The sequence below is a fragment of the uncultured Blautia sp. genome (assembly GCF_902497045.1).
Lineage (GTDB): Bacteria > Bacillota > Clostridia > Lachnospirales > Lachnospiraceae > Blautia_A.
Genome location: NZ_CABVDF010000078.1, coordinates 1 through 11,236, shown reverse-complemented (window position 1 = coordinate 11,236; position 11,236 = coordinate 1). Strand labels below are relative to the sequence as shown.

Genomic DNA, 11,236 nt, shown 5'->3' with positions numbered 1-11,236 from the left:
CATGAGGGCAGTCTTAGTACTGCTCATGCGAATTCTGCCATGGATATGCTGAGTCGTCTGGAAACTATGACACTGATGGGAGTAGATCTGCCTCTGGAGGCCATACGCAGGCAAATTGCTTCAGGAGTGGATATCCTTATACATCTTGGACGAATGAGAGATAAGACCAGAAAGGTTCTGGAAATTGCCGAGGTCTGTGGATTTAAGGCCAATGAGATAGTTACACAAACGCTTTATCGATGGGAAGAGGGGCACGGTCTGGTGAAGACGGCGGAGCTCTGTAATCGTGAAAAGCTGATACGGGCAGAGGTGAATATATGAATCAGGATAACAAAAAGAAAAATTATGAAGAATATCATTTTACAGGAAAAGAAGCAGCTAAATATTGCCTGCAAAGTACAATGCTGTGCGGAGCCGCAGATTATCTGTTTTATCAAAACTGGTGGTGTATGCTGGCAGCAGTTCCGGCAGCGGTCCTGTTTCTCAGAATGAAAAAACGGCAGCGGATTAAAGAGAGAAAGAAAAAACTGAATTATCAGTTCCGAGATGCTCTGAATTCTCTCAGTGTTGCCGTACAGGCTGGATATTCTGTAGAAAATGCTGTGACAGCATGCCGAAGAGATATGGAAAGACTTTATCCTGCAGATGCGGATATTGTACAGGAATTTCGATACATGGAAAGTCAGAAAAAAGTCAGTGTTCCTGTAGAGGAATTATTTCTGTCCCTTGGAGAACGAAGCGGCATTGAGGATATTGAAAATTTTGCAGCTGTTTTCAGTACTGCAAAGCGCACCGGCGGAGACATGGATAAGGTAATACAGACTTCTGCCAGAATGCTTGGAGATAAGATTGATGTCCAGAAGGAAATTGAAGCAACTCTTTCTGCCAAGAAAGCGGAGCAGACGATCATGAGCTTTATGCCGGCAGGTATCATACTGTATTTGCAGCTTACATCGCCGGGATTTCTGGAGGTTCTCTATGGAAATGCATTTGGAATTTTTGCTATGACAGTCTGTCTGGGAATTTATATGCTTTCCTACTGGATGGGGAAAAGAATTGTGGATATTGATGTGTAAGAGCGGACAGGATGTGGAAAACATACAGGAGAAAGAACATGTGGGTACATATAGTGATTTTTACTGCGGTTTTTGGTTTAGTACTGTTCAGCAAGGCCGGGTGGATACACTGGGAACTTCTGACAGATAAAAAAGGAGTACGATTGTTTCTGGCAGTGGCTGTCGGCTGCAATCTTCTGGGCATGATCATGACCTGGAAGGGAGGAGAAAACGTTTACAGCAACGGACTGAGGATTCCGAGGGATGCTGCCGGTATTTATGAACAGGAATATACGATTTCTGTAGACGGTGAGAGAAAAGGAACTTTGAATATTCAGATTCCTCAAAAAGAAAGCGGACAGGATGAACAGGAACAGGGTTTGGAAAAAGAGGATCCACAGGATCTGAAGAAACAGGAGTTTCAGGAGATGCTGGAAAAATATAATCAAGAAAAAGCGGACCCCGATTATTATTATCTTCCTTCGAAATGGAAGGGGTATACCCTGGAATGGGAAAGACCGAAAGAACATACAGGAGAACTTTTGGCTTCACTGGGTTTTTTTGCAGCGTTTCTTTTACTTTTAAAAGAAACCAAAGAAAAGCAGGAGAAAGAGCTCCGACGGTCCGAGCAGCTTCTTATGGATTATCCGGGGATCATTATGAAATTTGCCCTTTTGATACAGGCAGGAATGACTGCGCGGAAAGCCTTCCAAAAGATTACTGCTGATTACAGACGGAGAGGAAATAAAATATCACATTTTGCATATGAAGCAATGGCTGCAGCCTGTAATGAAATGGACAGTGGTGTGGCAGAAATAGAGGCTTACAGAAGATTTGGAGAACGATGCGGTCAAATGAAATACAGAACTTTTTCTACACTTCTTATTCAAAATCTGCAGAAGGGCAGCAGAAGACTGGCAGAGCTTCTGGAAAAGGAAGCTCTGGAGGCCTGGGATGAAAGAAAAAGAAAAGCCCGTGTACTTGGAGAGGCGGCAGCAACTAAGCTTCTGGTACCAATGGTAATGATGCTTGCAGTAGTGATGGCAGTGATCATGATACCTGCATTTCTCTCATTTTATGGATAGGGAGGTGAGACAATGAAAAAAATATGGGAACTGGCAAAGAGTTTTATAATGGAAGAAGATGCGGTAGGTGTTGTGGAGATCATTCTGATCCTTGTGGTATTGATTGGTCTTGTAATCATTTTTAAGGAACAGCTTACAAGCCTGGTGAAAAATATTCTGGCTAAGATTACGAAGCAAAGTAATTCTATTTAAAAGTTACAGAGGACAGACGCTTAAATGGCACAGCCGTTTTTATGATCCGGGAAAGGCTATCAGAAAGGAAGGATATTTATGAAAAAAGGCAGTATTACGATATTTTTAACATTGATATTAAGTCTTCTTCTATCACTGGTATGCACCAGCATTGAATCCGTAAGAATGGCTGCTGCCAGAACTCAGATTCTTAACAGTATGGATATTGGTCTGTATTCTCTGTTTGGGCAGTATGACCGTATTCTTCTAAAAGATTACGATCTTTTTTTCCTCAATGGATCCGGAAACAAGGGAAAAATCAATCTGTCATCTTTATATGATGAACTGGAAAACTATATGAAGCCATTGCTGGAACAGAACAGTCAGAAACTCTCTGTCAAACAGGGTGGATTTTCCGGCTATCGTCTGGCAACTGATCAGGATGGGGAAGTGTTTTTTCGGCAGGCAGTAACTTATATGAAGAAAACATTAGGGATTCAGGGGATTCAGAGTCTGATCGATCAGTTTCAGCAACAGGGAGAACGTGTGAGAGAAGCGGAAGAGACAGGCAATCAGGCAGAAGGAAATCAGTCTATTGAGAACTATGATGCAGAAATGGATGCAGCAGCACAGAACAGTGAAGCAGCTCAGCAGGAATCGGAGAATACTTCAGGAGAAAATGGCGGACAGACCGGGGAGCCGGAAATATCTGATGGAAGTCAGCCGTCTCAGGTAGTGAATCCTATACCGATTCTGAAAAGAATACGAAATATGAGTCTTCTTGATCTTATTGTGCCTGCGGAAAAAGGTATCTCGGAAAATACGGTAGAAAAATCCTCATTACTTTCTGGACGAAGATGTGATAAAGGAATGGGTATGTTGGAAGAAGTCAAAAAAGATGATTCTTATGTTTCTCAGCTTTTATTTCAGAAGTATCTGGAAAACAGACTGGGAAGCTATACAGCACCGGCTGACTGTGAACTGAAATATCAAAAAGAATATCTTTTATGCGGAAAGAACAGTGACAGGGAAAATCTTAAATCTACAGCCAGCCGGCTTCTTATGGTAAGAGAAGGAATCAATGCAGCATATCTTATGACAGACCCGGTAAAGCGGGCACAGGTACAGAGCATGGCTCTCGCTATTGCATCAGCCTTTCTGGTTCCTCCTGCATCCGTAATCATAGAAGCGGCTCTTCTTCTGTGCTGGTCCTTTGGAGAAAGCCTTTTGGATCTCAGAGAATTATTCCATGGAGGAAAGGTACCTTTTGTCAAACATGCTGGAAATTGGCAGCTGGCATTAGAGAATCTGGCTGATCTTATGGAGAATCTGGACAGTGGAAGAAGAAATGATGAAAGCGGACTTTCTTATGAAGAGTATCTTCAGCTTATGATAGTATCTGAGTCGAAAAAAAATAAAGTAAGCAGAGGCATGGATATGATAGAGCTGTGCATTAGAAGCAGTACCGGACAAAAGGGATTCAGATTAGATCACTGTATAGAGGCAATAGAAGCGTCTGTGGATGTAAAGGCAAATCGAAAAAAGATATTTACGGTAAAAAAACAGTACAGCTATTTATAAATGGTCATTGGATATGAAAAGAGGTGCAGAAAGGTGTTTTTTCAGAAGAAAAGAAAATTTATAAATGGGAAGGATCAAGATTATTGGACAGACAGTAAAAGGAGAGAAAGGATATGTACTCTGTTGCGCTTCTGGCGCCTGTTTCCCCCGATGAACAGGCGAAGCGGTCATTCTTCTGAAAAGACATCTTTGTGTGCCTCTTTCATAAGAAAAGCCAGTATTGCAGTGGAAACTGCTTTGGTACTGCCGTTATTTTTTCTTGGGATGGTTACCTTAATCTCCTTTATGGATATTTATAAGATGCAGTCAGAGCATCTGCATGCATTATGTGAACAGGCAAAAGAAGCAGGAATGTACGCGTATATGCTGGATGGAAAGGGACCAGATGAGCTGACGATACCGGATGTATATACTTACAGTCCGATAGGAGGGCTGATTCCCATGCCTGAAATATGGATGCATAATACTGTTAAGGTTCATACATGGACAGGCACTGATCATAGTACTTTTTCTGAAGACGAAAAACCATCGGAAGAAATGGTTTATGTAACGGAATCCGGTTCTGTATACCATAGGAATCCTGGATGCAGATATCTGCACGTAGCTTTGAACCAGATTCCAGGTTCCAGTATAGTTTCAGCCCATAATGCTCAGGGAGAGAAATACTATGCCTGTGAAATATGCAGTAAAAATCAAAAGCCGGCAGGAGTAGTTTATATTACAAAAAATGGGAATCGATATCATAACCGGGAATCCTGCAGCGGTCTGAAAAGGACAGTTCGTCTTGTGAAAATTTCTGATGTACAGGGAATGGGAGCCTGTGGCTCCTGCGGATAGAAAGAGGGATATAATGAAGATAGAAGAAGTATGCACCATGGTATTTTTAGCAGTTAATACAGGGATGGATTTCAGAAAAAAAGAGATTTCCCTGTATCTTACCGGGATTTATGGATGTGCAGGTGTGGTGTTCAGTGTTTTATCTCAGCGGGAATTATGGGATATGCTGCTGCCGCTGGCAATAGGATTATTGTTTTTGCTTTTTTCTTTTATTTCCAAAGGCGCGCTGGGAAGCGGAGACGGATGGATTCTTCTTGCTTTGGCATTAATGCTACAAACGGAAGATTATATTAATATGATATGTTTCAGTATGCTTATGGCGGCCGGTGTTTCAATATTGCTTCTGACAATATTCAGAAAGAAAGGAAAAACAGAAATACCGTTTGTACCATTTATATTTCTGGCGTATATGGGAGGTGTATTACTGTGAAAGAAATTCAAAGATTAAAATTATTAAAAAGAGGAAGTTTTACAATAGAGGCTGCCTGTGTAATGTCCTTGGTACTGCTGGCCATAATAGGGATTCTTTATCTCTGTTTTTTTGTTCATAACAGAGCATGGCTGACAGCGGCAGCATGTGAATCCGCGTTGGCAGGAAGTATGGAAGGAATGCGGGAGGATGGAAAAGCAGAGGAGACAGCAGAAATACGCAGCCGGACATTGGGAAATACAGGTTTTTTCGGGATGGAAAACCTTAATATACACGTGCAGAAAGGAAAAAATATAAAAGTTACTTACACTGCAGATACAAATGCTGCTTTTGGAGGTTTTTCCTGGAAATTAAAAGCAGAAGGAACATCGAAAGTGATCGATCCGGTTCTTTGGATTCGCAATGTTAAGGCAGCAGGGGAAATATTGACAGGAGGAGAATAATGCGGACAGAATTTAGAAGAGATATGGATCATAATTATCTGATCCTTCAGGAGGATATTGTTGTGGACACATCAGCTTACCAGGTACGGATGCTGGCAGGAAATGTGATTCCTTCTATTTTAAAATGCCGTATCCAGAGTCTGGATGGCAGTCAGTTTTTTTCTTACGACATTACTTCAAAACAACCTTTATCTGTCCTATATGAGGAAAAGAAGTTCCGCATCAGAGATCTCCAGATGGTCTTCGGAGGATTTGTGAATGTTATGGAGGAACTGACGGAATTTTTAATGAATCCAGAACAGCTGATCCTCAGACCAGAGTATATTTACCTGGATATTGAATCTCAAAAAGTATATTTTTGTTGTCTTCCAGGATTTCACAGAGAAATTCAGGAACAGTTTAGAGAACTGACGGAATACATTCTTCCTAAATTAGAGCATGAGGATGATCAGGCAGTAGTATTAGGATACGGGATTTACAAAAAGGCACTGGAACCGGGATTTCAGCTAGAAACAGTAAAGGCTGCAGTTTATCGTAAGGAAGAAATAAAAAAGGAGAAGTCAGATTTCAGCTCAGAAGAAAAGCCAGGAAATAAAACAGAACTGGAAAAGAAAGAGCAGGAAGCAGCTCTGCGTCAGGAAATATCGGAGCAGAATGAAAAAGAAGAAAAAAAGAATATTTTCAAAAACAGAAAAATAAAAAGTGCAGCAGTTTGTGCTGCGGGACTTCTTCTGCTTCTGGCTGTCCTGGCGACCAGTGCATTAGGATATATTCCATGGTTGTCAGTAGAAACAGCAATAGCTGCAGGGATTTTTATTCTTGGTCTTGGAGCCCTGTCAGTATGGATATTTGAAAAAAAGAAAAGAAAACAGGAAAATGCAGAAATATGGAAGAAAAAATCGGATAAGCCTCTGCCTGAGAGAGAAATGGCACTGCATGAGTCAAAAAGAAGTGAAGATCTTTCTGAGAAAGGAAATCAGGGTGAAGATCAGGTAGAGACGGAATTAGGTGAAACAGGAGCTCTCTTCGACAAAAATTTCAGGGAAGACAGTGTTTTCGGAGAGACGGTAGTTCTGTCCACCAGTCAGCAGCAGGGACCGGCAAGCTTTGTAAGCAGAGAGCCGGGAGAACTGGCTACCATTTACCTGGACAGGGATCTTATGGTAGTGGGGAAACTGGTAAATGCGGCAGATGCAGTGATACCTGTCCCTACTGTCAGTCGTGTCCATGCCAGAATACGAAAAAAAGACGATGGGTATTATCTTACAGATCTTAATTCCCGAAATGGAACAGCTGTAAATGGAATAATGTTGAAAGGAAATGAGGAATATTTGCTTCAGGATGAAGATGAAGTAGATTTTGCTCAGGCCAGGTATGTATTTTTGAAATAAACTCATTGGAAACGGTTTACATAATCCATTCATCTGTCTTGTCATAAAAAAATATTTTTGATAAAATAGGAAAAAAAGACAGAGGTGAGTTTTTGGAAGAAGCTAGAAAAGAACCAGTAACGGTGCTGCTAGTTGTGATAAATATTGCAGTTTTCTTGTTAGTAGAATTTACTGGTTTTTCACAGGATATTGAGCATATGATAAAATGGGGAGCAGTGTATCCTCCTCTGATCACGGAAAAGGGAGAGGTATATCGGCTGTTTACCAGTATGTTTCTTCATTTTGGAATCGAGCACCTGGTAAATAATATGCTGGTACTTTTTGTTCTTGGAAGCCGCCTGGAGCGAGTAGTGGGCAAATGGCGTTTCTTATTTATCTATCTGGCAGGAGGACTTTTGGGAAATATAATCTCATTGACTGCAGATTTGAGCAAAAACAGCTATACGGTATCAGCGGGGGCTTCTGGTGCAGTATTTGGGGTAATGGGAGCTATGATTTTTGTAGTGATACGAAATAAGGGACATCTGGAGGATCTGTCCATAAAACAGATCCTCATAATGGCTGTTTTCTCTCTCTACTTTGGATTTTCCAGCACAGGCGTTGATAACGCTGCACATCTGGGAGGCCTGGCTTCGGGATTTATACTGGCGGCTGTTGCAGGTCAGCCTCGAAGAAGGATTTGAAAGGTACTTCCTTTTTCAGGAATACTGTGAACCTGCAGACTGCCTTTATGAGCTTGTATGATCTGTCGGGTGACAGACAGTCCCAGACCAGTACCCTCTGGTTTGTAGGTTGTAAAAGGGGTAAAAATATTTTTTAACTGACATTTTGTCATCCCACACCCATTGTCACTGATTTGTATAGAAATATGATTGTCAGAAGAAACCGCAGAGACCGTAATGATTCCATGTGAGTGCTGAATGGATTCCTGCGCGTTTCTCAGCAGATTGAGGAATGCCTGACGCATTTTGACCTGATCCAGAAAAAGAAGAGGAAGATTTTCCGGAATGTCTGTGATCAGGGAAATTCCCAGATAATCCAGAGCAGGCTTGAAGGAGCGGGTAACGCTGTTCAGAAAAGCAGACATATCTGTTTGTATGAGTGTAAGATGCTCTGCATTATTATACTGAGATAATTCGTTAAGAAGATTACGGATATATTCCAGATTTTCCATGACATGGTACCAACCGTCAAAATCAGTTATTTCCGGATGGGCAGATGCTATCATTTGTAATTCACTCTGGATCAGGGCAATAGGATTACGGATTTCATGGGTAAGTTTTGAGAGAGTCATTTGTAAGTCTTTTTTCTGTTGTTCTAAATTTGATTTTTCCTGCATAGTCTGTCACCTCGTGTGCAGTGTAGCATTCATATTTAAGAGAATCAAGAAAATTCGTATTGAAAAAATCGACAAAATACGAGACAATAGGAAAAGAACATATTATATAAATAAGGAGGAGAACAGTATGGTGGACTGTATTTTTTGTAAAATTGCCAATGGGGAGATACCTTCAGCGACCTTATATGAGGATGAAGAGTTTCGTGTGATTTTGGATCTTGGACCAGCAAGTAAGGGGCATGCCTTAATCCTGCCAAAAACTCATGCGGCTAATATTTATGAACTTTCTGATGAAACAGCAGGAAAGGCAATGATCCTTGCAAAACATATGGCTTCTAAGATGACGGATGCGCTGGGATGTGAGGGATTTAATATTGTTCAGAATAATGGAGAGATTGCTGGACAGACGGTTTTTCATTTTCATATGCATTTGATTCCCAGATACAAGGGAGATAAGGTAGGACTGACCTGGACTCCGGGAAAACTTACTGATGAGGTAAAAGATGAGATTCTGGCAAAGATAAAATAAAGATCGGAAATTATACAGAAGATGAGAAACGGGAATTTTAATGAGATCTATCATAAATACCATAGATTTTCTGTAAATTCTGCCAGAAAGATTGTAAAGGATGAAATGTTGGCGGAGGATATCAGTCAGGAGGTTTTTTACCATCTTTATGAGATCAGAGATACATTGGAACTGACAAATGACAGGATGATCAAATCGTTAATATTCATGGCAACTGTGAATAAGGCGAAAGATTATATCAAGAAATCATGGAAACGGCATGAACATTGTGTCTTTGAAGACGAAAGCCCTATTGATGATATTTCGGAAGAAAATATAAATGTGGAAAATATTATGATTCGTAAAGAAGAGACGGAATATAAGAAGCGTGTACTGGCTAAGCTTCGCCACAGAAATCCCATGAATTATGAAATATTGATCAAGATTGTGTATTTTGGTCTTTCTCCAGATTCTGTCGCGGAGGAATATGGTATCACGAGAAACAATGTGAATAACAGAATCCTCCGGACAAGAAAATGGATGAAGAAAGAATTAGAAAAACTTCGGAAAATGTAAAATATTATGTTCCTGACAGGACTATTTTGTGTACTCCTGTATCAGTGAAAGAATGTGATGGATGGAATCCATCTGCTTTCCTGAGGCCATTGCTTCTTCATAAGAATGACGATTGGAATATAGGCTTCGGATAGAATCCAGAAGCTTTTGGTCAGTGATTTCTTCCTCTTCCAGTACCATGCTGAATCCCTGCCGTTCAAAAGAACGGGCGTTGAGAATCTGGTCTCCTCTGCTGGCATTAGCGGAAAGTGGAATCAGAAGATTTGGTTTATGAAGAGCATTGATTTCACAGATTGCATTTGCACCGGCTCTGGAAATAACAATGTCAGAAAGTGCAAACAGATCAGCCAGTTCATTTTTTATATATTCATACTGAACATAGCCTTCTGTGCCGGTGAGAGACTCATCGGTTTTGTCTTTTCCGCAAAGATGTACTACCTGGAATTCTTTAAGAAGCTCCGGAAGGATACTGCGGATATGGTTATTGACAGAAGCGGCTCCAAGGCTTCCTCCAATCACCATAAGAACCGGTTTATCAGAGGTAAAACCGCAGAAACGGCGTCCGGCTTCTTTATCTCCGCTGAGAAGTTCTTTTCGAATAGGAGTACCAGTAAGAACGGCCTTTTCCTGGGGAAGATTTTTGACTGTCTCAGGAAAATTACAGCATACTTTTACTGCAGAGGGAATACATAATTTATTGGCCAGTCCGGGAGTCATATCAGACTCATGGATAATTGCAGGAACTTTGCATTTTTTGGCTGCAATCACTACGGGAACAGTAACAAATCCGCCTTTGGAAAAGACAATGTCAGGTTTTAACTGTTTCATCAGTTTTTTTGCTTCATGAAAGCCTTTTAATACACGGAATGGATCTGTGAAGTTTTTTACATCAAAATACCGTCTTAATTTGCCGGATGAGATTCCATAATAAGGGATATCCAGTTCTTCGATGAGTTTTTTTTCAATTCCGTCATAAGAGCCGATATAGGAAATTTTGTATCCGGCTTCCCGGAGAACAGGAATCATTGCAATGTTTGGAGTGACATGTCCGGCAGTACCGCCGCCGGTAAGCACAATATGTTTCATAGGGAATTCCTCCTGAAAAATCTTTTTGTTACCAATAAATATGAACCAACAAGGCAGAATTGTCAAGAAAAGATAATGGTTGAAGAAATATGAAAATCGAAAAAGAAAACACAAATGTCAGAGAATTGATCATTGGGAGAAAACAATGAGAAAAGAATTCAAAAGAAATAAAAAACAGAAAAATAATCAGTCATCTGACAAAAAAGACCGACACAGGTTATTTTTGGATGAACAATATATTAAAATGGCTGAAGAGATGGAACGGGAGCTTTTTGTAGATGTAGATTCAGATGCATATGAATCTACAGATGAAGAAGAAGCCCGTTCCTATCAGAGACTGATAAATAGCTTGAAAGCAGATGGTATATATCAGGAAGATGATGCAGAACCCGATATAGGGAAAAAAGTCGTCCCCATGCATAGAAAAATCCGTTTTGGAAAAGTTGCCGGTGTGGCAATCCTTTGCTGTGCGTGTATATTTGCTGCCAGTATGACAAGTGAGGCGAATAGAACGTACCTGATAAATAATATACGTGTATGGAGTGGAAACGATACAAGAACAGTGATCGACAATAATGAAAAAAATGAAACTGTTAATATGAAAGAATATGAGGCAATTGAAGAAATAGAAGAGAAACTAGATATTGATATGCCAGAGTTTTATTATCGACCATATGGATTAGAGTTTTATGGATATGAAGTAGATATTACATCAGATATTGCTAAGATGGAAT

At 40.5% G+C, this 11,236-nt stretch carries 14 protein-coding genes and 1 pseudogene; 13 read left to right on the top strand and 2 right to left on the bottom strand.

From position 1 onward, the window contains the following. From RDS42_RS07500 to RDS42_RS07455, 10 genes and pseudogenes are all read left to right on the top strand, one after another. Window positions 1-321: pseudogene (locus RDS42_RS07500) on the top strand (ATPase, T2SS/T4P/T4SS family); the annotation flags it as partial. Continuing rightward, the gene (locus tag RDS42_RS07495) at window positions 318-1,076 is read left to right on the top strand and encodes a type II secretion system F family protein (RefSeq protein WP_308783094.1); all 759 of its coding nucleotides are present in this window, start codon (window positions 318-320) and stop codon (window positions 1,074-1,076) included. The pseudogene RDS42_RS07500 and the gene RDS42_RS07495, both read left to right, overlap by 4 nt. Window positions 1,077-1,114: 38 nt before the next feature. Then, the gene (locus RDS42_RS07490) at window positions 1,115-2,140 is read left to right on the top strand and encodes a type II secretion system F family protein (protein ID WP_308783093.1); all 1,026 of its coding nucleotides are present in this window, start codon (window positions 1,115-1,117) and stop codon (window positions 2,138-2,140) included. 12 nt (window positions 2,141-2,152) lie between these two features. Beyond that, the gene (locus tag RDS42_RS07485; RefSeq protein WP_308783092.1) at window positions 2,153-2,332 is read left to right on the top strand and encodes a Flp1 family type IVb pilin; all 180 of its coding nucleotides are present in this window, start codon (window positions 2,153-2,155) and stop codon (window positions 2,330-2,332) included. A gap of 78 nt (window positions 2,333-2,410) precedes the next feature. Continuing rightward, complete coding sequence (locus tag RDS42_RS07480) at window positions 2,411-3,892, top strand: DUF5702 domain-containing protein (protein ID WP_308783091.1); 1,482 nt, start codon at window positions 2,411-2,413, stop codon at window positions 3,890-3,892. A gap of 150 nt (window positions 3,893-4,042) precedes the next feature. Next, the gene (locus RDS42_RS07475) at window positions 4,043-4,729 is read left to right on the top strand and encodes a hypothetical protein (protein WP_308783090.1); all 687 of its coding nucleotides are present in this window, start codon (window positions 4,043-4,045) and stop codon (window positions 4,727-4,729) included. 13 nt (window positions 4,730-4,742) lie between these two features. Continuing rightward, complete coding sequence (locus RDS42_RS07470; RefSeq protein WP_308783089.1) at window positions 4,743-5,159, top strand: prepilin peptidase; 417 nt, start codon at window positions 4,743-4,745, stop codon at window positions 5,157-5,159. After that, complete coding sequence (locus tag RDS42_RS07465; RefSeq protein WP_308783088.1) at window positions 5,156-5,602, top strand: pilus assembly protein; 447 nt, start codon at window positions 5,156-5,158, stop codon at window positions 5,600-5,602. The genes RDS42_RS07470 and RDS42_RS07465 overlap by 4 nt, the downstream gene beginning before the upstream one ends. Then, window positions 5,602-6,993 (top strand): DUF6382 domain-containing protein, encoded by a 1,392-nt coding sequence (locus RDS42_RS07460; RefSeq protein ID WP_308783087.1) that lies wholly within the window; start codon window positions 5,602-5,604, stop codon window positions 6,991-6,993. The genes RDS42_RS07465 and RDS42_RS07460 overlap by 1 nt, the downstream gene beginning before the upstream one ends. A 92-nt stretch (window positions 6,994-7,085) precedes the next feature. Beyond that, the gene (locus RDS42_RS07455; protein WP_308783086.1) at window positions 7,086-7,676 is read left to right on the top strand and encodes a rhomboid family intramembrane serine protease; all 591 of its coding nucleotides are present in this window, start codon (window positions 7,086-7,088) and stop codon (window positions 7,674-7,676) included. On the opposite strand, the gene RDS42_RS07450 is transcribed toward RDS42_RS07455, so the two are convergent. Continuing rightward, window positions 7,655-8,332 (bottom strand): ATP-binding protein, encoded by a 678-nt coding sequence (locus RDS42_RS07450; RefSeq protein WP_308783085.1) that lies wholly within the window; start codon window positions 8,330-8,332, stop codon window positions 7,655-7,657. The genes RDS42_RS07455 and RDS42_RS07450 overlap by 22 nt on opposite strands. A gap of 127 nt (window positions 8,333-8,459) precedes the next feature. Here RDS42_RS07450 and RDS42_RS07445 point away from each other — a divergent pair, with 127 nt between their 5' ends. Together RDS42_RS07445 and RDS42_RS07440 are read left to right on the top strand one after the other, a co-directional pair. Then, window positions 8,460-8,861 (top strand): HIT family protein, encoded by a 402-nt coding sequence (locus RDS42_RS07445; protein ID WP_308783084.1) that lies wholly within the window; start codon window positions 8,460-8,462, stop codon window positions 8,859-8,861. A gap of 21 nt (window positions 8,862-8,882) precedes the next feature. Further along, window positions 8,883-9,416, top strand: a complete 534-nt coding sequence (locus RDS42_RS07440; RefSeq protein WP_308783083.1) for a sigma-70 family RNA polymerase sigma factor — start codon at window positions 8,883-8,885, stop codon at window positions 9,414-9,416. A gap of 21 nt (window positions 9,417-9,437) precedes the next feature. Here RDS42_RS07440 and RDS42_RS07435 read toward each other — a convergent pair whose 3' ends face one another. Beyond that, on the bottom strand, window positions 9,438-10,502 hold the full coding sequence (locus RDS42_RS07435) for an undecaprenyldiphospho-muramoylpentapeptide beta-N-acetylglucosaminyltransferase (RefSeq protein WP_308783082.1): 1,065 nt from the start codon (window positions 10,500-10,502) through the stop codon (window positions 9,438-9,440). A 145-nt stretch (window positions 10,503-10,647) separates the two neighbouring features. Here RDS42_RS07435 and RDS42_RS07430 point away from each other — a divergent pair. Continuing rightward, on the top strand, window positions 10,648-11,236 hold a 589-nt coding region (locus tag RDS42_RS07430; RefSeq protein ID WP_308783081.1), incomplete at its 3' end, for a hypothetical protein.

Excerpts from the sequence above, each read along its gene's own strand:
- RDS42_RS07470 (WP_308783089.1), top strand. The coding sequence starts at position 4,743 with ATGAAGATAGAAGAAGTATGCACCATGGTATTTTTAGCAGTTAATACA.
- RDS42_RS07480 (WP_308783091.1), top strand. The coding sequence starts at position 2,411 with ATGAAAAAAGGCAGTATTACGATATTTTTAACATTGATATTAAGTCTT.
- RDS42_RS07475 (WP_308783090.1), top strand. The coding sequence starts at position 4,043 with ATGAACAGGCGAAGCGGTCATTCTTCTGAAAAGACATCTTTGTGTGCC.
- RDS42_RS07490 (WP_308783093.1), top strand. The coding sequence starts at position 1,115 with ATGTGGGTACATATAGTGATTTTTACTGCGGTTTTTGGTTTAGTACTG.
- RDS42_RS07440 (WP_308783083.1), top strand. The coding sequence starts at position 8,883 with ATGAGAAACGGGAATTTTAATGAGATCTATCATAAATACCATAGATTT.
- RDS42_RS07495 (WP_308783094.1), top strand. The coding sequence starts at position 318 with ATGAATCAGGATAACAAAAAGAAAAATTATGAAGAATATCATTTTACA.
- RDS42_RS07485 (WP_308783092.1), top strand. The coding sequence starts at position 2,153 with ATGAAAAAAATATGGGAACTGGCAAAGAGTTTTATAATGGAAGAAGAT.
- RDS42_RS07445 (WP_308783084.1), top strand. The coding sequence starts at position 8,460 with ATGGTGGACTGTATTTTTTGTAAAATTGCCAATGGGGAGATACCTTCA.
- RDS42_RS07435 (WP_308783082.1), bottom strand. The coding sequence starts at position 10,502 with ATGAAACATATTGTGCTTACCGGCGGCGGTACTGCCGGACATGTCACT.
- RDS42_RS07460 (WP_308783087.1), top strand. The coding sequence starts at position 5,602 with ATGCGGACAGAATTTAGAAGAGATATGGATCATAATTATCTGATCCTT.
- RDS42_RS07450 (WP_308783085.1), bottom strand. The coding sequence starts at position 8,332 with ATGCAGGAAAAATCAAATTTAGAACAACAGAAAAAAGACTTACAAATG.